Genomic DNA, 18457 nt, shown 5'->3' with positions numbered 1-18457 from the left:
TCGGAGCCTCCACTTGTGGGCTGGAGCGCTCCGTTTCCGTGACGTCCACGGGGTGTCCAGCCGGTCGATCGTCAAGCATACCAGTGTCCGACCGCAGACCGTAATCGGCCGACGTGGGCCTATCGTGTGAGGCATGAGTGACGCCAGCCCCCAGCACCAGTCCCCCTCCGCGGACCGCCCCGACTTCGACACGATGACCCGCGACATCGCGGACGTCCCGGCGGTCGAGGTGATCACCACGGTCGCGGTGCACCTGATGAGCGCGGCGGCGGTGAACCTCGGCCTCGCGGAGGACGGCGACCGGCACAAGGACCTCGACGAGGCGCGCAAGCTGATCACCGCCCTGGCCGGACTGGTCACCGCCGGCGCGACCGAGATCGGCTCCTACCACGCCGCCCCGCTGCGGGACGGCCTGAAGTCGCTGCAGCTCGCCTTCCGTGAGGAGTCCGTCGTCCCCGACGCTCCGGGCGAGGGCCCCGGCGAGAAGTTCACCGGCCCCGTCCACGGCTAGGCCGGCCGGCCCCGCCCGAACGCTCGAGACGGCGTCGCCCCCGGTGGGGCGGCGCCGTCAGCGCGTGAAGAGCGGTTCGCCGGGCAGCCGGGTGTCCGCCGGGAGCAGCGCCAGTTCGATGCCGCGCACCAGCGCGCCGCGCAGCACCTCGTCCGCCGCGAGCGTCGCCGAGACGCGCTGCGCGACCTGCGGCACGTCGGCGCCCTCGTCCAGGACCAGCCCCAGCGTGCCGTCGGCGTCCGCCGAGGGGACGAGGTGGGCGCGGACCACTTCCGGCGCCGTCCCCACCGCGGCCCGCAGGGCCTCGCGGACCGCGGGGTCGGCCAGCGGGTCCGCGCCCGCGCGGCCCGACGCGACGGCGCGCAGCGCGCCGCCGGTCAGCGCGTACGGCACGGGCCCGGCCATGTCGATCAGCAGGGTGTCGGCCTTCTCGTGCGCCAGCGCCTGCAGTGCCTGTCCCAGCGGCACGGCCACCGGCCGCGCGTCCGGCCGCCAGCGCGCGAGGGCCTCGGTGGAGGTGAACGCCGGCAGCGCCCTGCGCCCGTCGGCCGCCTGGAGGGTCGGCACCGCCATGTCGCTGGTCTTCTCGCGGCGCAGCCCTCCCGGTCCCTCCTCGACCTCCCCGAGCAGCGCCACCACCGGCACCAGGAAGCGCGCGCCCGGGAGCGCCGCCAGCACCTCGGGTTCGGCCGACGGGTCGGCGTCGTACGCGGCGAGCGCCGCCGCGAGCCGGGGGTCGGCGGTGCCGTCGTCGTCGGGGAAGCCGGAGTCGGGAATGTTCTTGAGAGCCACCTCCCGAGGGTATCGGGGCTGCCGGGCCGCGATTTCTTACGCCCCCTTCATCCGCCTCTCACGGACCGCGCAGTTTCCGTCCCTAGCTTCCCTGGGCATGGCTTACGAGAACCCCGCCGCACGGCGTCCCGGCCGGACGGACGTCACCGGCCCTGTCCCCCGCGCCCCTCGCGGCACCGTGCGCACCGTGACGGCGACCGCGCTGCTGGCGTGCGCCGTGCTCGGCACGGCGACGTACGGGGCGGCGTCGCCGCCGCACACGGCGGCGGTGACCGCGACCGGGGCCGGCGGGGCGGCGAACGTGGCGATCGTGAAGGTGAGCGAGGAGCCCCGGATGGTGTGGAGCGAGGTACTGGCGACGGCGCTGCGGGACGTGTCCGGGGACCCGCGGGCGCGCTACTCGGTGGCGGTGCTGGACACCGCCACGGGCGGCCGTGCGGTGCACGGGGACGGGCTGTACGACACGGCGAGCATCGTCAAGGTCGACATCCTGGCGGCGTTGCTGCTCCAGGCCCAGGACGCGGGGCGGGACCTGACGGCGCAGGAGAGGGCCTGGGCCGAGGTGATGATCGAGGACAGCGACAACGCGGCGGCCACCGCGCTGTGGCGGGCGATAGGCCGGGGAGCCGGACTGGACGCCGCCAACCACCGCCTCGGGCTCACCTCGACCACGGCGGGCAGCGGGCCGCTGTGGGGGCTTACCCAGACCACGGCTGCCGACCAACTCACACTGCTGCAAAGGGTCTTCGGCACCGACGGCGCCCTCGACGCGGCGTCCCGCGCGTATGTCCGCCGGCTGATGGGACGCGTCGCGGCCGCGCAGGCCTGGGGCGTGCCGACCGCGGCCGACGGCTCCTACGAGGTCAAGAACGGCTGGCTGCGGCGCAGTACGACCGGGCTGTGGGACATCAACAGCATCGGCCGCGTCCGGGCCGGCGGGCGGACGTATCTGGTCGCCGTGGTCTCCCGCGGCAGCACGACGCAGGCCGCGGGCATCACGCTGGTGGAACGGGCCGCGCGGGCGGCGGTCGGCTCCTTCAGCCGCGCCGCCGGCCGTTCCGGGAGTTCGTGAGCCGGGGCCGCAGCCACAACAGGGCCGCGGCGGCGACCAGTCCGGTGCCGGCGACCGCGAAGACCACGGCGACGCCGTCGCCCAGGGCGTCCCCGTCGGCTGCCGCGGCCGCCTTCGCCGCGTCGGGACCGGCGCCGAAGTACTTGCGCGTGTAGGGGACGGCACTCGGCACGACGGCCTCGGGCTTGACCTTCGCCGCCGCCTTCAGCGCGGCCGCCGGGTCCACCAGGCCGTGGCCGACGGCGTCGTCACGGCCGCCCGCCGGGGAACTCCGGGCGGTGTCCTCCAGCAGTCGCTTCACCTGGGCGGGGCTGAGCCGGGGGTAGGCGGAGCGGACGAGCGCGGCCGTGCCCGACACGTACGCGGAGGCGGTGCTGGTGCCCCAGCCCTCGTAGTAGCGGCGGTTGGGGTCGGCTATCACGACGTCGACGCCCGGCGCGGCGACCGTCGCGTACCAGCGGCGGGTGGAGAAGGCGGCGCGGGAGCCGTAGCGGTCGACGGCGGCCACCGCGATGACGCCCGGGTACGCCGCGGGGTAGGAGACCCGGTTGCCCTGCTCGCCGCCGTTTCCGGCGGAGGCGACGACGACCACGCCCTTGCGCAGGGCGTACTGGACCGCGTCGTCCTCCTGCGCCTCGGGGTGGGCGGTGCGGCTGTCGTCGCCGAGGGAGAGGTTGATGACGTCGGCGCCGTGGTCGGCGGCCCAGCGGATGCCGTCGGCGAGGGCGCTGCCGCGCGTGGTGCGGGCCTTCTTCCGCTGCGGGTCCTTGTCCTCGAGGATCACCCGCACGGGCAGGATCCTGGCCTCCGGGGCGATGCCCAGCACGCCGTCGGAGCCGCCGGGGCCATGGCCGTGACCGGCGATGATCCCGGCCATGCCGGTGCCGTGCCGGGCCCAGGCGGTGTCGCCGCGGCGGGCCCCGAAGCCGACCATGTCCTTGCCCTCGAGGACCTGGCCGGACAGGTCCGGGTGGGTGCCGTCCACGCCCGTGTCGAGGACGGCGACGGTGACGCCCTTGCCCTTCGTCCGCTGCCAGGCCTCCTGCGCGTGCAGCGCGTCCAGCGCCCAGTCCGCGTCGCGTACGGCGTCGGCGTGGGCCGGGACGACGGGCAGCAGGACGAGGGCCGCGGCGGTCATCGCGGTGGCCAGTCGCCTCATCCGGAACCTCCCGTCGGGGTGGCGGTCAGCGAGCCCGCGGCCCGGCGGGCCCGGTCGGCGACGGCGTCGGCCAACGCGTCGGCCTCGTGCCCCAGTCCGGCCTGGGCGGGCGCGGCCGTGGCACCCGCGGTGACGGCCGAGGCGGCGGGCTGCGGGACGGCGATCTCGCGGCCGTCGGCGAAGCCGCTCACCGCGTACACGACGACAGGCAGGTCGGCGGCTACCGTGACGGTCCAGCTGGCGCGCTGGCGGTCGCCGAAGCCGTCCGCGACGGTGCCCGGGAAGGCGACCGGACGCGGCATCAGATCCCTGCGGGACCCCAGGCGTTCGGAGATCCAGCGGTTGTGCAGCTTGCGCATCGTGGGGGCCTCGGCCTTGGTGACGAGCAGTCCGACCGTGGTCACGGCGCTCGACGTGGCGTCGGCGTAGGTGGCGCGCAGCAGTTTCACGCACCCGGCGGGGCGCAGCACCTTCGCCAGCAGCGGGTCGAAGGCCTCCCGGCAGTCGCCGGCCGGTGCCACGCCGATCCGCGTCCAGGTGCGTTCCGCGCCGCCCGGACCGAGGCCCTTGCCGTGCAGAGTGGACGGGAAGAGCGTGTCGACGGGCGTGCTGTGCCACAGGCCGCGGGCGAGGGCGAAGTCGCGCTTGCTCGCCTCCGCCGCCGTGGGCGCGGGCACGGCCGGGTCGTGGTTGATCCACACGCCGGCGCCGGCGCCGCCGAGCAGGCCGAGGCCCAGCACCAGGCACAGCGCGGCGGCGGCCGTACGGGGCCGTGCCTGGGCGGCGTGCGCGGGGGCGTGCGGCGGCCGGGGAGGATACGGCGGCTGCGCCGAGGGCGGTACGGGCGAGGTCCAGGCCGCGGCCGGGGGGTGCGCGGGCGGCGGGGGCGGTACGGGGCCGGCCGGGTAGGCGACGCCGACAGGGCCCCGCTCGCCCACGGGACGCGGGTACGGGGGCGCCGGCATCGGGGCCGTGCCGTACAGCTCCTGGGGCGGCCCGCCCTCGGGCTCGCCGCCGGCGGCGGGGCCCGCGGCGGCCCAGGGCGCGGACGCCCGGCCGGGGGCGGCGGTGGCGGCCCAGTGGGCGGAGGCGGAGGTGTGCACGGCGGAGCCCTGCGGCGGCGCGGAGGCGCGCGGGGCGGAGCCGGGGGGCGGCGGTATCGGGCGCGGTGGGGACCAGCTCGGCCGGGGGGTCGCTCCCCCGTTGTCGAAACCGGCGCTCACCCGGTGCCCCCTCACGGCCGCACGGCGGACGGCCCGTTCACGCGATGGACTGCGGCGTCACTCTACTGGGCGCGGCGACGTCACGACGCGTCAGTACGGATCACTTGCCCCTACCGCTCGGTAGGGGCATTCTGGCAAGCTTCGCGCATGTCTGATCAGGGAGCAGCTCGCACCCGGTACGACCGGGCCACCGCCCACCTCGACGCGCCGGTGGCGATCGTGGATCTGGAGGCGTTCGACGCCAACGCGGACGACCTGGTCCGCAGGGCGGGCGGCAAGCCGGTCCGGGTGGCCTCCAAGTCGGTCCGCTGCCGTGCCCTCCTGGAGCGGGTGCTGGAGCGGGACGGCTTCGCGGGGGTCATGTCCTTCACCCTCGCCGAGTCGTTGTGGCTGGCGCGCTCGGGCTTCGACGACGTCCTGCTGGCGTACCCGTCGGCGGATCGTTCCGGCTACGCGGAGCTGGCCGCGGACCCGAAGCTGGCGGCCGCGGTGACCGTCATGGTCGACGACGTGGCGCAGCTGGACCTCGTCGACTCCTCGCGCGCGGGCGGCTCCGAGATCGTCCGGGTCTGCCTGGAGCTGGACACCTCGCTGAAGATGCTGGGGGGCCGGCTCCGCATCGGGGCGCTGCGCTCCCCGCTCCACCGGCCGGAGCAGATGGCGGCGCTGGCCCGGGAGGTGTCCCGGCGGCCCGGCTTCAAACTGGTGGGGATCATGGCGTACGAGGGCCATGTGGCCGGCGTCGGCGACTCCGTCACCGGCCGGCCGCTGCGCTCGCGCGCGGTGCGGCTGATGCAGGCGGCGGCGCGCCGGGAGCTGGCGGCGCGGCGCGCGGAGGTCGTGCGGGCCGTGCGGGAGGTGGCGCCCGGGCTGGAGTTCGTCAACGGCGGCGGCACGGGAAGCGTGCAGAGCACGGCCGCCGAGGACGCGGTGACGGAGATCGCCGCCGGGTCGGGCCTGTACGTGCCGCGGCTGTTCGACAACTACACCTCCTTCCGGGGGCGTCCGGCGGCGCTGTTCGCGCAGCCCGTGGTGCGGCGTCCGGGCGTGGGCGTCGTCACCGTCCTCGGCGGCGGCTACCCGGCCTCGGGCGCGGCCGGCCGGGACCGGCTGCCCGTCCCCTACCTGCCGCAGGGGCTGCGCTACGACCCCCAGGAGGGGCCGGGCGAGGTGCAGACGCCGCTGATCGGGACGGCCGCCGACGATCTGCTGATCGGCGACAAGGTGTGGTTCCGGCACGCCAAGGCGGGCGAGCTGTGCGAGCGCTTCGACACGCTGCACCTGGTCGAGGGCGACCGGGTGGTGCGGGCGGTGCCGACCTACCGCGGCGAGGGCAGGACGTTCCTCTGACGCGCGGGCGCCCCGGCCGGACGGACCGGACCGGGGCGCCGTCGTGCGGGGACGGCGGTCACACGCCGGTGCCGCCACCGGAGCCCGAGGCCTTGATGCCCTTGGTGATCTCGTCCATCACGGCGAGGCCGGGCGCCTTGGGGTTGATGTCGAAGCCGTAGCGGACCAGCACGAGCCTGTCGGGGTCCGACGGCGAGGGGAACACCAGCGACTGGACGTAGCCGTCGTCGCCCCTCTCGGTGACGACCTTCCAGCGCACCAGGTAGCCCTGCTCGCCTGCGACCGCGACCTTCTGCGACAGCAACTGCGTGTGCGAGGTGATGTCGCCGTAGATCTTGCCGCCGTAGGCCCCCTCGGCGTTGCCGGAGATGTCCTCCTTGGCCGCGGCCTCGGCGGTGGTGGACTTCAGCTTCACCGACGCGGCGGGCATCGAGAAGACGCCGCCGCGCAGGCAGGTGCTCGAGGGGTCGCCGGGGCAGGCGTACTCGCCCACGGTGAGCTCCGCGAGCCCGTACCGGCTGGTGTCGCCGGTCCAGCCGTCGGGCACGGGCAGGCTGACGCCGTCGACGGCGTCCAGGGCGAAGCCGGGCTCGCTCTTGGGCACGTCCGGCGGGCCGCCGCCGTCCGGGCCCCTGTCCTCCGGGCCCTGCCCGGGGGCCGTGAGGGACGGGGCGGGCCGGGCCGAGTCCGCGCTGCCGCCGCCGCCCTTGCCGAGGGCGACGACACCTCCGACCACCGCACCGGCCACCACGACCGCGGCGATGACGGCGATCGCTATCAGACCGCCGCGCGGCTTGCGGGGAGCCGCGGGGAACGCGCCGGGGTGGCCGGGGTACTGCGGATGGCCCGGCGCCCCGGCGCCGAACGCCGGGGCGGGGGGTGGAGCGGTGCGGGTGTACTCGGTCCACTCGGTCCCGTCCCACCAGCGCTCCAGAGCGGGCCCGTTGCCTGTCTGCCCGGGTTCTGGGTACCAGCCGGGCGGGGTCGTCATGGTCACGGCGTCACCTTAAGGCCCGGGCCTTAAGATTCCCGTCAGTCGTCCGGTCACAGAGGGGTCACGTACGCCCCCGCGATACCCCCGTCCACCAGGAACTCCGCCCCTGTGATGAAGGACGCGTCGTCGCTGGCGAGGAAGGCGACGGCCGCGGCGATCTCCTCCGCCTCCGCGAAGCGGCCCACCGGGATGTGCACCAGGCGGCGCGCGGCGCGCTCCGGGTCCTTCGCGAACAGCTCGCGCAGCAGCGGGGTGTTGACCGGCCCCGGGCACAGCGCGTTGACCCGGATGCCCTCCCGGGCGAACTGCACGCCCAGCTCGCGGGACATCGCCAGCACGCCGCCCTTGGAGGCGGTGTACGAGATCTGCGAGGTCGCCGCGCCCATGACGGCGACGAAGCTCGCGGTGTTGATGATCGAGCCCTTGCCCTGTCGCTGCATGTACGGCAGCGCCGCCTTGCAGCACAGGTACACCGAGGTGAGGTTCACCTCCTGCACGCGGCGCCAGGCGTCGATGCCGGTGGTGAGGATCGAGTCGTCGTCGGGGGGCGAGATGCCCGCGTTGTTGAAGGCGACGTCGACCGAGCCGTAGGTGTCGTACGCCGCCTTGAACAGCGCCTCCACCTGCCCCGCGTCGGTCACGTCGGCCTCGACGAACAGCCCGCCGGTCTCCTCGGCGGCCGCCTTGCCCGCGGCCTCGTCGATGTCGGCGCACACGACGTTCGCGCCCTCGGAGGCGAGCCGGCGTGCCGAGGCGAGCCCGATGCCGCTGCCGGCGCCGGTGACCACCGCCGTCCGGCCCACCAGGCGGCGGCACACCACTGCTTCTGCTTGCGTCATTGCCGGGATCACTCCTCCGTGCTGATGAAGACGTTCTTGGTCTCGGTGAAGGCGGCCAGCGCGTCCGGGCCGAGCTCGCGCCCGAGCCCCGACTGCTTGAACCCGCCGAACGGTGTCCAGTAGCGCACCGAGCTGTGGGAGTTGACCGACAGGTTGCCGGCGGCGGTGCCCCGGGCCAGCCGCAGGGCGCGGCCGACGTCCCTGGTCCAGATCGAGCCGGACAGCCCGTACGGGGTGGCGTTGGCCAGGCGCAGCGCGTCGGCCTCGTCCTCGAAGGGCAGCACGACGGCGACCGGGCCGAAGACCTCCTCCACCGCGACGCGCTCGGCCGGGCCGGCGGGGGTCAGCACGGTCGGCGGGTACCAGAAGCCCTTGCCCTCCGGGGCTGTGCCGCGGATCGCGACGGGCGCGTCGGGGGCCACGTACGAGCGGACGCGGTCACGCTGCGCGGCGGAGATCAGCGGGCCCATGTCGGTGGCCGGATCGGCGGGGTCGCCGACGCCGACGGCCAGGACGGCGGGCTCCAGCAGTTGCATGAAGCGGTCGTAGACCTGCCGCTGCACCAGGACGCGGGTGCGGGCGCAGCAGTCCTGCCCGGCGTTGTCGAGGAAGGCCATCGGCGCCGTCGCCGCGGCCTTCTCCAGGTCCGCGTCGGCGAAGACGATGTTCGGCGACTTTCCGCCGAGCTCCAGGGTGACCCGCTTGAGCGTGCCGGCGCAGGTGGCCATGATCTGCTTGCCGATGCGGGTCGACCCGGTGAAGACGATCTTCGCCACGTCCGGGTGCTCGACCAGGGCCGCCCCCGCGACCGGGCCCTCGCCCGGCAGCACCTGGAAGAGGTGCTCGGGCAGTCCCGCCTCCAGCGCCAGGTCCGCCAGGCGAAGCGCGGTCAGCGGGGTGGTCTCGGCGGGCTTGAGGATCACCGCGTTGCCCGCCGCGAGCGCCGGGGCGGTCCCCCAGGCCGCGATGGGCAGGGGGAAGTTCCAGGGCGCGATGACGCCGACGACGCCGAGCGGTTCCAGGAACGTGACGTCGATGCCGCCGGGCACCGGGATCTGCCGGCCGCCGAGCCGTTCGACACCGCCCGCGGCGTAGTCGAGCAGGTCCCGGACGTTGCCGGCCTCCCAGCGGGCGTTGCCCACTGTGTGGCCCGCCTCTCGCACCTCCAGGGCGGCCAGTTCCTCCACGTGGGCGTCGACGGCGGACGCGAAGCGGCGCAGCATTCTCGCCCGGTCGGCCGGGGCCAGGGCCGCCCAGGCGGTCTGGGCGCGGGCCGCGCGGGCGACGGCGGCGTCGACGTCCTCCCGGCCCGCCGCGGGGACGGTGGCGATCACCTCCTCGGTGGCCGGGTTGAGCACGTCCAGCGCTTCGAGCGGTTCGGGTGCTTCGGGCACTCGCTGCCTCACATGCGTTCGAAGGAGCGGTAGCGCTCCCAGTCGGTGACGGCCGTGTCGTACGCGTCCTGTTCGACGCGGGCCATGTTCAGGTAGTGCTCGACGACCTCGTCCCCGAAGGCCGCGCGGGCGATCGGACTGGCCTCCCACAGCTCGGCGGCCTCGCGGAGCGTGGCCGGCACGTGCGCCACGCCTTCGCTGACGTAGGCGTTGCCGGTGACGGGCTCGGGGAGGGTGAGCTTCTGCTCCACGCCGTGCAGACCTGCGGCGATCATCCCGGCGACGGCGAGGTAGGGGTTGACGTCGCCGCCGGGCACCCGGTTCTCCAGGCGCAGCGCCGACGGGGAGTGCCCGACGACGCGCAGCGCGCAGGTGCGGTTGTCCGGGCCCCAGGCGACGGCGGTGGGGGCGAAGGAGCCGGGCCGGAACCGCTTGTAGGAGTTGATGTTGGGCGCGTACAGCAGGGAGAAGTCGCGCAGCGCGGCGAGCTGCCCGGCCAGGAAGTGCCGCATCGTCTCCGACATGCCGCCCGGCTCGTCGCCCGCGAAGACCGGCTGACCGTCCTCGTCGCGCAGCGAGAGGTGGATGTGGCAGGAGTTGCCCTCGCGCTCGTTGTACTTCGCCATGAACGTCAGGGAGTAGCCCTCCTGCGCGGCGATCGACTTGGCGCCGGTCTTGTAGACGCTGTGCTGGTCGCAGGTGACCAGGGCCTCGTCGTAGCGGAAGGCGATCTCGTGCTGGCCGAGGTTGCACTCGCCCTTGGCGGACTCCACGCGCATCCCGGCGGCGCCCATCTCGTTGCGGATGCGGCGCAGCAGCGGCTCGACGCGGCCGGTGCCGAGCAGGGAGTAGTCGACGTTGTACTGGTTGGCGGGGGTCAGGTCGCGGTAGCCGTTCGTCCAGGCCTGCTCGTAGGTGTCCTTGAAGACGATGAACTCCAGCTCCGTACCCGCGTACGCCGACCAGCCGCGCTCCGCGAGCCGCTCGGTCTGGCGGCGCAGGATCTGCCGGGGCGAGGGGGCGACCGGCGTCGAGCCGTGGTCGAGCAGCCGCAGGTCGGCGATGACGAGCGCGGTGGCGGCGTCCCAGGCGGTGATCCGCAGGGTGCCGAGGTCGGGGTGCATGGCGAAGTCGCCGTAACCCCGTTCCCAGGAGGACAGGGCGTAGCCGTCCACGGTGTTCATGTCGGCGTCGACGGCGAGCAGGTAGTTGCAGCCCTCGGTGCCGTGCTCCAGGACGTCGTCGAGGAAGTGCCGGGCCGCGAAGCGCTTGCCCTGGAGGCGCCCCTGCATGTCGGTGAAGGCGACGACCACCGTGTCGATCTCCCCCGAGTCGACACGTCGTCGCAGGTCGTCGGTGCTGAGCGGGGCTGTTCGGTGCACCACGGGTGATCACCTCTCCTACCGTCCGACAGGTGATCCAAAAGTACGGGCCCGGGGCTCAGTTGGGTACGGTGCAAGAAGAAATCCGCGCGTCGCAGGGAGGCTCCCGTGGCCCGTCCGCTGATCGGTGTCAGCACCTACTGGGTCGGCTCGGCCCGCTGGGGCGGCTGGGACCTGCCCTCCGCCCTGCTCCCCGCCGGGTACCCGCTGCTCGTACGGCGCTCCGGCGGCCTCGCCGCGCTGCTCCCGCCGGACGACCCCGCCCACGCCGCCGACGCCGTGGCCCGCCTTGACGGGCTGGTGGTCGCGGGCGGCCCGGACGTGGAGCCCGCGCGGTACGGCGCCGAGCCCGACCCGCGCACCGACCCGCCCGCGCGGGAGCGCGACGCCTGGGAGCTCGCCCTCATCGACGCCGCCCTCGCCGCCGGGGTGCCCCTGCTCGGCATCTGCCGGGGCATGCAGCTCCTCAACGTCGCCCTCGGCGGCACCCTCGCCCAGCACATCGACGGCCACCGCGGCCCCCGGGTGGGCGTGTTCGGCCGCCACACCGTCAAGCCGGTCCCCGGCACGCGCTACGCGGAGGCGGTGCCGGAGGCCACGACCGTGCCCACCTACCACCACCAGGCGGTGGACGCCCTCGGCCGCGGGCTGGTGATCGGCGCCGAGGCCGAGGACGGCACGCCGGAGGCCGTGGAGCTGCCGGGCGACCGCTTCGTGCTGGGGGTGCAGTGGCACCCCGAGATGGACGAGGACGAACGGGTGATGCGGGCCCTGATCGCCGCGGCGGCCGGCGCGGTCAGAGCTGCATCTTGAAGCCGACGTGCGAGGCCGTGAAGCCGAGGCGCTCGTAGAAGCGGTGCGCGTCGGTGCGCGCCCGGTCCGAGGTGAGCTGCACCAGCGTGCACCCCAGGCGGCGGGACTCCTCGACCGCCCACTCGATCAGCTGCGTCCCCAGGCCGCCGCCACGGGCGTCGCGGTGCACGCGCACCGCCTCGATGACCGAGCGCGTCGCCCCGCGCCGTGACAGCCCCGGTATCACCGACAACTGCAGCACCCCGACCAGCACGCCGTCCCGCTCCGCGACGACCACGTGCTGCCCGGGGTCGGCGACGACGCGTTCGTACGCCGCGTAGTACGGCTCCAGGTCGTCCGGGGTCTCGCGGCCCCGGCCGAGTCCGTCGTCGGCGAACATCGCCACGACGGCGGGGATGTCGTGACGCGTGACGGGGCGGAAGTGGAGGTCGCTCATGCGGGCAGCCTAGGCCGCAGCCTGGCACGCAGCCACGACAGGGCCGCCTCCCCCTGCGCCCGCTGGAAGGCGCGCAGTGTGGGCAGCCCCGGGGGCGCCGGGCGGCGGGCGTGGGCCAGGAACATCCCGGTGAGTGCCGCCAGCGCCGCGTCCACCGCCTCCGGGTCCGCGTCGCGCGCCGGCGGGTGGTCCGTGAAGAGCCCCTCCGGGTCGGGGCCGCCCTGCATCACGATGCTCGGCAGCATGCAGAGCAGGTCGAACCACGGGGTGGACGTGCAGGCCCACGGCCAGTCCACGAACACGACCCGGCCGTCCGGGGTCAGCAGGATGTTGTCCGCCCGCAGATCGCCGTGGGCCAGCGTGTCCCCGGCCAGCGCCTGCGGCCAGCCCGACTCCAGGGCGGCGAGGTCCTCCAGATGCGCTGCCGCCCAGGGATCGAGGCCGCGCAGGTCGTCCCTCCCCGCGTCCCGCTCCGCGGCCAGCTCCGCCCAGCAGCCGAAACTGCCCGCCAGGCGTTCGGCGGCCGGCGGCGCCGCGACCGGACCGGGCGTCAGCCGGACGGCAAGATCGCCCAGCGCGACCATGACGCGGCGCAGTTCCTCCGCGTCCCAGGGGTCCGCCGGGTGGCGGCCGGGCACGTCCTCGAAGGCCAGGACGACCCAGCCGTCCTGCTCGAAGGAGTGCAGCAGACGCGGTGCCGGAATGTCCCGGGGCAGGTCGGCGGCGATCCGGGCCTCGGCCCGGTGGATGTGCGGGGAATCCGGGTTCTGCGCCGGGCTCACGGCCTTCACGAAGGCGCGGCGGCCGTCCGTGAGGGTGAGGCGGGCCGCCACGCCCGGGGAGAAGCCGCCCGACTGGTCGGCGGCGCGGGCCACGGGGGCGCCCAGGCGTGCCTCCACGGCGGCGGCGAGGTCACGGGGCAGTGAGGCCCAGGGTGCGCGTGTCATCCCCCGAGGATCGCGGGCTTCGCCCGCGGGGCCAACGGGTTTTGCCCGTGCGGGCGGGTTGTTGTGTGCGGGGGGTGCCCCCTGCGGCCGGTTGTTGTGTGCGGGTTGTTTGCGCCTGCGGGCGGCTGCGCCGGGCCGCCCGGTGGTTGTGTGCGGGTTGTTTGCGCCTGCGGGCCGGGTGCCCCGGGCTGCCTGGTTGTTGTGTGCGGGTGCGTTGCGCCTGCGGGCCGGGTGCCCCGGGCTGCCCGGTTGTTGTGTGCGGGTTGGTTGCGCCTGCGGGCGGCTGCGCCGGGCTGCCTGGTTGTCGTGTGCGGGTTGTTTGCGCCTGCGGGCCGGGTGCCCCGGGCTGCCTGGTTGTCGTGTGCGGGTTGTTTGCGCCTGCGGCGGGCTGTCCCCCGCCCTCCCTCCCGATTGCCCGGCGCGGTCAGTGACCGCCTCGCGGCGTGCGTGGTGGGCCGGGGGCGGGGCCTCCGGGGCTGCACGTCCTGGACTGGGTTATTTACGTGCATGGCGGGCGGTCCATGTCCGAGCCCCGGATGCCGCACACAAATATCCCGCAGCGTCCAGAACATCCACCCCTACGACCCCGCCCCCTCCGTATCACTGGGCGGCTGACGGCCGGTGGGTGGTTGAGGGCGGTCCGGGGGTGCCGCACGCGTCTTACTGAACGCCCACGGTCATGGGGGTGGTGGCTGAGGCCCCCGCCGGCTCCGCCGCGATCGGACCTGAAGGTCTTTCGGGGTGCTCGGGCCGATGCCGGCGATAGGGCGCGCGGGCGCTGATCGCTCTGCTGAGCGGCCCGTTGCCGTGTGCGTGTTGCCCTGTTTCGGCCTTCGCTCAGGGCGGCCTCACTCGGTGTGGTCCCAAGACTGAACCTGGTTGCGAGTCGGACGCCCGCCGGACGCCAGGGCCGATCGGCAATCGTCGTGATCTGCCGCCTGGCGGCCTTCGGCGTCGCCGTGACATCGGCAAAACCCTGCGAGCACCCGCGGGCGAGGTGCGCCAGCCGACCTGTGGGAGGTGCCGCCCCGGCCACGGGTGCGTGCACCCTTGCTCGGCCTGCGGCCGGGGGACCCCCTGCTTGGGGGCAGCTCCCGGCGGTGCGGGGAGGGGTGCCCCCCATCACCCCCCAACGGCCGTTGGTCGCCCAGCGAAACGGAGGGGGCGGGGTCGTAGGGGTGGGCGTTCTGGACGCTGACGTGTATTTGTTGTGCGGCATCCGGGGCACCGAGCGCAGGTGCCCGCCATGCACATAAATATGCGGTACAGAATGCCCAGCCCGGAGGCCCCGCCCCCGGCCCACCACGAACCCGCGCAGGCCCGCACCAACCGCGCCGGATGGGGGTCCCCCCGGCCGAAGGCTGGGGGAGGGAGGGAGGGAGGGCGGGGGAGAAACCGCAACCGCAACCACAACGGCGCCGCACACGACAACCGGGCCCCACAGAACGCACCCCGGCCGCAACCGCGCTACGCGCGGGAGGCGTTGACAGCGCACCGCACGCCTCCCTACGCTCGGCGTTCACAGGATTGAAACGTATCAATACCTTACGTCCGCGGATTGAAACGTTTAAACCCCACCGAGAGGTGTTCATGAAACGACGTCCGCCCCTCCCCCGCCGCCTCACCCTCCTCGCCCTCTCCCTCGGCCTCACGCTCGCCGCCGCCACCCCCCAGGCGTTCGCCGACCACGGGCCCGCCCGCAACCACGCCCCGGGTGCGCCCACGGGCCTGACGGTGGGCGACCGCACCGACCCGCTCGCGCTCGACGGCGCGCCGCGCTTCGGCTGGCTGCCCCGGGACGGCGACTTCGACGAGGTCCAGACCGCACACCAGGTCGTCGTACGCGCCCCCGGCGGCCGCACCCTGTGGGACAGCGGCAAGGTCCGCGGGTCCGAGCAGTCCTGGGTGCCGTACGGCGGGCCCGCCCTGGCACCGGGGACGGTCTACCGGTGGAAGGTGCGGACCTGGGACCGCGCCGGCGCGGTCTCCCCCTACTCGGCCGGCGCCTCCTTCGGTACGGGCCTGACGGACCAGGACTGGTCCGGCGCCCAGTGGATCCGCCGTCCCGCCACGGGGAACGACGCGAGCAACGAGTGGACCGCGGCCCGCAAGGTCGTACCGGTGTCCGCGGGCAGCCCCGTGGTCGGCGCCCGGGTGTACGTCGCGGCCTCCGGCGACTGGCAGGTCGACGTCAACGGCGAGACGGTGCAGCGCAGTTCGTCCTACGAGTACGCCGGCGAGGGCTTCTACGACGTCGCCGCGGTCAAGGGCGTCAAGGCGGGCCGGGACCTGGCCGTGGGCGTGCTGACGCACTACTGGTCCTGCAAGTGCCAGGGCCGGGCCAACGGCCCGAACGCCCCCGAGGGCCCCTCAGGAACGCTGGTCAAGGTGGTGGTCGACCACGCGGACGGCACCCGCGACGTGGCGGTCTCCGACGGCACCTGGAAGGTCCACCGCTACGAGCCGCAGCGGGTCGACACCCTGACCTACCGCAACGGCGACGCCGGCGACCGCGTGGAGTACTACGACGCAACGGTCGAGCCGACCGGCTGGAACACGCCCGGCTACGACGACTCCGGCTGGGCCGCCGCCACCGTCATCGGTGCCCACCCGAGGCCGAACCCGGACAACTGCGCGCCCTACGAGGGCGGTTCGTCCCCGTGCGCCTTCACCCACCTGTCGGCGCTGCAGGCCCACCTCACGCAGCGGACCGTCCACCCGGTCTCGCTGCTGCGCCTGCCCGACGGCACCGTCCTCGCCGACTTCGGCAAGGTGTACGCCGCGGTGCCCTCGGTACGGCTCCGCTCCGGCACCGCCGGCCGGCAGCTGACGTTCACCACGAGCTACCGGCGCAGCAACTCCACGCTGACCGCCGCCGTGCGGGCCGGGGACGCCTCCGTGACGCTGGCGAACGCGGCGAACGTCCACGCCGGCGACGAGATCGTGGTGGACGCGCCCGCCGCCGGGTACGGCGCCGGGCACCCCGAGACCCGCACCGTGAGCGCCGTGGACGGCACGGCGGTGACCCTGGACCGCCCCCTGGGCAAGGACCACGCCGCCGCGAGCTGGGTGGAGAACTCCCGCGCGGGAACGTCGGGCCTGGACACCCAGGGCAGCAACATGCGCTTCTTCTACACCGAGAAGGACGGCCCGCAGACCGCCCGGGCCTTCACCTACTGGGGCTGGCGCTACCTGCAGATCAGCGACCCGGGCGAGAAGCTGAGCACGCGCGACGTCACCGCCGTCGTCCAGAACACCGACGCGGCGCACCCCGCCGCGTTCCGCAGCAGCGACGACACCCTGGACGAGGTCTTCTCGCTGATGCAGCGTTCGGCGCTGCAGTCCGCGCAGAACGTCTTCCTGGACACCCCGACGCGTGAGAAGGGCCAGTTCCTCGGCGACACCGTGGACGAGTCCTTCGCGACGATGGCAGCGTCGGGTGAGCGCAGCCTGACCCGTCAGGCGATCGTGTCCTTCATGAACTCCCAGGCGCGCTACTGGCCCAACGGCGCCCTCAACTCCGTCTATCCGAACGGCGACGCCAAGCGGGACATCCCCGACTACACCGAGATGTTCCCCGAGTGGGTGATGCGCTACTACCGCACGACGGGCGACCGCGAACTGCTCGCCCAAGCCCTGCCCGTGATGCGCAACGTCGCCGACTACGTCTCCTCGGCGGTGGACGACCGCGGCCTGGTCGCCGACCTGCCCGGCGGAAGCGGCGCCTACCTGCACGGCATCATCGACTGGCCCTCCCCGATGCGGTACGGCTACGTCACCGACGGCAACGTGAACCGCACCGTCGTCAACGCCCTGGGCGTCGGCGCGATGCGGTCGGTCGCCGAGGCCGCCGACGCGCTCGGCGACCACGCCACCCGGGACGCGTACGACGACCGCGCGCAGAAGCTGTCGGCGGCGATGCGGGAGCAACTGCGCGACGGCGGCAGTGGGCTGTGGTCGGACGGGCTGTCCTCGGACGGCGCCCTGATCGCGCACCGCAGCGAGCACGCGCAGAGCTTCCCGCTCGCCTACGGCGTCGCGGAGCCCTCCGAGTACGCCGCCCTGGGCGCGGAGCTGTCCCGGCAGGGGATGCGGCAGGGGCCGATGACGCTGCGGACCCTGCTGGAGGCGCTGCGGGTCGCCGACCGGCCGGACACGCTGGTGCGGATCCTCACCGATCCCTCCGCCGACGGGCCCGCGCAGGTGCTCGCCGAGGGCGGCACCTTCCTGTGGGAGCAGTGGACTCCGGGTTGCGCGAGCAGTGACTGCGCGCCCGGGCAGGTCTCGCAGAGCAGCAGCGAGAGCATGTCGCACGGCTGGGGCGGCGCCGGTGTCGTCGGAGTGCTGGAGGGCGTCCTCGGCCTCACGGTGACCAGTCCGGGCGGCGCGTCGGTGCGGATCGCCCCGGCGGACGCCGGCGTGAGCCACGCCTCGGGCAGCCAGTGGACCGAGCGCGGCACCGTCGGCGTCGACTGGCGGCGGAACCGGCATGGCGTGGACACGACGGTCGAGGTGCCGGTCAACGTGACGGCGACGGTCGCCCTGCCCGTCGTGGCGGGCGGCCGTTACACCGCGGCCGGCAGCCACGCCACGTACCTGGGTGTCCAGGACGGACGGGCCGTCTACCGAGTCGGTTCGGGCCGTACCGTCTTCACGGCCGTCCGGCGCGGCTGACCCCGGTTCCTCCCCGGCGCACGTGACGGCCATGGGCCCGCGTGCGCCGGGGAGCGTCCACGGCGCGGGTCCCCCGGGTCAGCCGCCGGGCCGGGCGGGGGCGGGCCCGGCCGGGGCTTGTGGGGCGAGGGCGGCGGCGAGCACGGCCGGCGCCTCGGCGAGGGACGGGCCGTACCAGGTGAGGTGACGGCCGCTGACCAGGGCCGCGGGTATCTCCGGGAACGCCTCGGGCCCGTCGTCCGCCGTGAACCGGTACGGCTCGTCCGGCAGCACGACGAGGTCCGCCCCGCTGCCGGCGAGCTCGTCGATCGGCACCCGCGGATACCGCTCCTGGTGGTCGCCGTAGACGTTCTCGACGCCCAGCCGGGCCAGCAGGTCGCCGGCGAAGGTGTCCCGGCCGAGCACCATCCACGGGCGGCGCCAGACGGGGACGACGGCCTTGCGGGGGTGGGTGGCGGGCCGCAGCGACGCCCAGGTCTTCTCCGCGGCGTCGAGCCAGGCCGGGCGCGGCAGCCCGCAGGCCTCGACGACCACGCGGTGCAGTTCCCGGAAGGCCTGGGGAAGGCTGCGTACCTCCGTGACCAGGACCGTCAGACCGGCCGCGCGCAGCGCGTCGAGGTCGGGCGCGCGGTTCTCCTCCTCGTTGGCGATCACCAGGTCGGGAGCGAGCCGGACGATCTCCGCGATGTCGGGGTTCTTCGTGCCCCGGACCCGCGTGACGCGCAGGTCGGCCGGCTGGTTGCACCAGTCGGTGGCGCCCACGAGGAGGGCGGGCGCCGTGGTCGCCACCGCCTCGGTGAGCGAGGGGACGAGGGAGACCACACGCCGTGCGGGGCCGGAGTCGCGACGGGTCATGTCCCCACCGTATCGA

General features: G+C 74.6%; 15 protein-coding genes. 5 read left to right on the top strand and 10 right to left on the bottom strand.

Going from position 1 to position 18457, the window contains the following annotated elements:
• Positions 1-133 precede the first annotated feature (133 nt).
• Complete coding sequence (locus OIE69_RS31495; protein ID WP_018564308.1) at positions 134-511, top strand: DUF1844 domain-containing protein; 378 nt, start codon at positions 134-136, stop codon at positions 509-511.
• A 57-nt stretch (positions 512-568) separates the two neighbouring features.
• On the opposite strand, the gene OIE69_RS31490 is transcribed toward OIE69_RS31495, so the two are convergent.
• The gene (locus OIE69_RS31490) at positions 569-1303 is read right to left on the bottom strand and encodes an SseB family protein (protein WP_326577550.1); all 735 of its coding nucleotides are present in this window, start codon (positions 1301-1303) and stop codon (positions 569-571) included.
• A gap of 97 nt (positions 1304-1400) precedes the next feature.
• Here OIE69_RS31490 and OIE69_RS31485 point away from each other — a divergent pair, with 97 nt between their 5' ends.
• Complete coding sequence (locus OIE69_RS31485) at positions 1401-2375, top strand: serine hydrolase (RefSeq protein ID WP_392567594.1); 975 nt, start codon at positions 1401-1403, stop codon at positions 2373-2375.
• Here OIE69_RS31485 and mycP read toward each other — a convergent pair.
• A complete protein-coding gene (gene mycP, locus OIE69_RS31480) occupies positions 2341-3534 on the bottom strand; it encodes a type VII secretion-associated serine protease mycosin (protein ID WP_326577548.1) in 1194 nt (397 codons plus the stop codon). The genes OIE69_RS31485 and mycP overlap by 35 nt on opposite strands.
• Positions 3531-4757: a hypothetical protein gene (locus OIE69_RS31475; RefSeq protein ID WP_326577546.1), complete on the bottom strand. Its 1227-nt coding sequence runs from the start codon at positions 4755-4757 to the stop codon at positions 3531-3533. The genes mycP and OIE69_RS31475 overlap by 4 nt, the downstream gene beginning before the upstream one ends.
• Before the next feature lie 147 nt (positions 4758-4904).
• Here OIE69_RS31475 and OIE69_RS31470 point away from each other — a divergent pair, with 147 nt between their 5' ends.
• Positions 4905-6107, top strand: coding sequence for an amino acid deaminase/aldolase (locus tag OIE69_RS31470; protein ID WP_326577544.1), 1203 nt, complete (start codon positions 4905-4907; stop codon positions 6105-6107).
• Positions 6108-6165: 58 nt separating this feature from the next.
• Here the strand turns inward: OIE69_RS31470 and OIE69_RS31465 are convergent, their stop codons facing one another.
• Genes OIE69_RS31465 through OIE69_RS31450 form a run of 4 tightly spaced genes read right to left on the bottom strand, consistent with a single transcriptional unit; the run spans position 6166 to position 10719 of the window.
• Entirely contained in the window at positions 6166-7098 is a 933-nt protein-coding gene (locus OIE69_RS31465; RefSeq protein WP_326581472.1) for a DUF2510 domain-containing protein, read from the bottom strand.
• 53 nt (positions 7099-7151) lie between these two features.
• Positions 7152-7940 (bottom strand): 3-oxoacyl-ACP reductase, encoded by a 789-nt coding sequence (locus OIE69_RS31460; RefSeq protein WP_089229012.1) that lies wholly within the window; start codon positions 7938-7940, stop codon positions 7152-7154.
• 8 nt (positions 7941-7948) lie between these two features.
• Positions 7949-9334 (bottom strand): aldehyde dehydrogenase family protein, encoded by a 1386-nt coding sequence (locus OIE69_RS31455; RefSeq protein WP_326577540.1) that lies wholly within the window; start codon positions 9332-9334, stop codon positions 7949-7951.
• A gap of 8 nt (positions 9335-9342) precedes the next feature.
• Positions 9343-10719, bottom strand: coding sequence for a glutamine synthetase family protein (locus OIE69_RS31450; RefSeq protein ID WP_326577538.1), 1377 nt, complete (start codon positions 10717-10719; stop codon positions 9343-9345).
• Between the two features lie 105 nt (positions 10720-10824).
• Here OIE69_RS31450 and OIE69_RS31445 point away from each other — a divergent pair, with 105 nt between their 5' ends.
• Entirely contained in the window at positions 10825-11529 is a 705-nt protein-coding gene (locus OIE69_RS31445) for a gamma-glutamyl-gamma-aminobutyrate hydrolase family protein (RefSeq protein WP_326577536.1), read from the top strand.
• On the opposite strand, the gene OIE69_RS31440 is transcribed toward OIE69_RS31445, so the two are convergent.
• Together OIE69_RS31440 and OIE69_RS31435 are read right to left on the bottom strand one after the other, a co-directional pair.
• On the bottom strand, positions 11513-11965 hold the full coding sequence (locus tag OIE69_RS31440; RefSeq protein WP_326577534.1) for a GNAT family N-acetyltransferase: 453 nt from the start codon (positions 11963-11965) through the stop codon (positions 11513-11515). The genes OIE69_RS31445 and OIE69_RS31440 overlap by 17 nt on opposite strands.
• Complete coding sequence (locus OIE69_RS31435; protein ID WP_326577533.1) at positions 11962-12912, bottom strand: aminoglycoside phosphotransferase family protein; 951 nt, start codon at positions 12910-12912, stop codon at positions 11962-11964. Before OIE69_RS31435 ends, OIE69_RS31440 begins: the two co-directional genes overlap by 4 nt.
• Before the next feature lie 1590 nt (positions 12913-14502).
• On the opposite strand from OIE69_RS31435, the gene OIE69_RS31430 reads away from it, so the two are divergent.
• Positions 14503-17586: an alpha-L-rhamnosidase-related protein gene (locus tag OIE69_RS31430; RefSeq protein ID WP_326577531.1), complete on the top strand. Its 3084-nt coding sequence runs from the start codon at positions 14503-14505 to the stop codon at positions 17584-17586.
• A gap of 78 nt (positions 17587-17664) precedes the next feature.
• Here the strand turns inward: OIE69_RS31430 and OIE69_RS31425 are convergent, their stop codons facing one another.
• Positions 17665-18441: a helical backbone metal receptor gene (locus OIE69_RS31425; protein ID WP_326577529.1), complete on the bottom strand. Its 777-nt coding sequence runs from the start codon at positions 18439-18441 to the stop codon at positions 17665-17667.
• Between the last annotated feature and the right edge of the window lie 16 nt (positions 18442-18457).

Origin of the sequence: Actinacidiphila glaucinigra (assembly GCF_035918135.1) — a bacterium.
GTDB classification, from domain to species: Bacteria; Actinomycetota; Actinomycetes; order Streptomycetales; family Streptomycetaceae; genus Actinacidiphila; species Actinacidiphila glaucinigra.
The sequence above is the reverse complement of the archived record's forward strand: the minus strand, read 5'-3'. Positions and strand labels throughout refer to the sequence as shown.

Coding starts and splice junctions, on each gene's coding strand:
- OIE69_RS31495 (WP_018564308.1), top strand. CDS start 134: ATGAGTGACGCCAGCCCCCAGCACCAGTCCCCCTCCGCGGACCGCCCC.
- OIE69_RS31485 (WP_392567594.1), top strand. CDS start 1,401: ATGGCTTACGAGAACCCCGCCGCACGGCGTCCCGGCCGGACGGACGTC.
- mycP (WP_326577548.1), bottom strand. CDS start 3,534: ATGAGGCGACTGGCCACCGCGATGACCGCCGCGGCCCTCGTCCTGCTG.
- OIE69_RS31470 (WP_326577544.1), top strand. CDS start 4,905: ATGTCTGATCAGGGAGCAGCTCGCACCCGGTACGACCGGGCCACCGCC.
- OIE69_RS31465 (WP_326581472.1), bottom strand. CDS start 7,098: ATGACGACCCCGCCCGGCTGGTACCCAGAACCCGGGCAGACAGGCAAC.
- OIE69_RS31460 (WP_089229012.1), bottom strand. CDS start 7,940: ATGACGCAAGCAGAAGCAGTGGTGTGCCGCCGCCTGGTGGGCCGGACG.
- OIE69_RS31440 (WP_326577534.1), bottom strand. CDS start 11,965: ATGAGCGACCTCCACTTCCGCCCCGTCACGCGTCACGACATCCCCGCC.
- OIE69_RS31435 (WP_326577533.1), bottom strand. CDS start 12,912: ATGACACGCGCACCCTGGGCCTCACTGCCCCGTGACCTCGCCGCCGCC.
- OIE69_RS31430 (WP_326577531.1), top strand. CDS start 14,503: ATGAAACGACGTCCGCCCCTCCCCCGCCGCCTCACCCTCCTCGCCCTC.
- OIE69_RS31425 (WP_326577529.1), bottom strand. CDS start 18,441: ATGACCCGTCGCGACTCCGGCCCCGCACGGCGTGTGGTCTCCCTCGTC.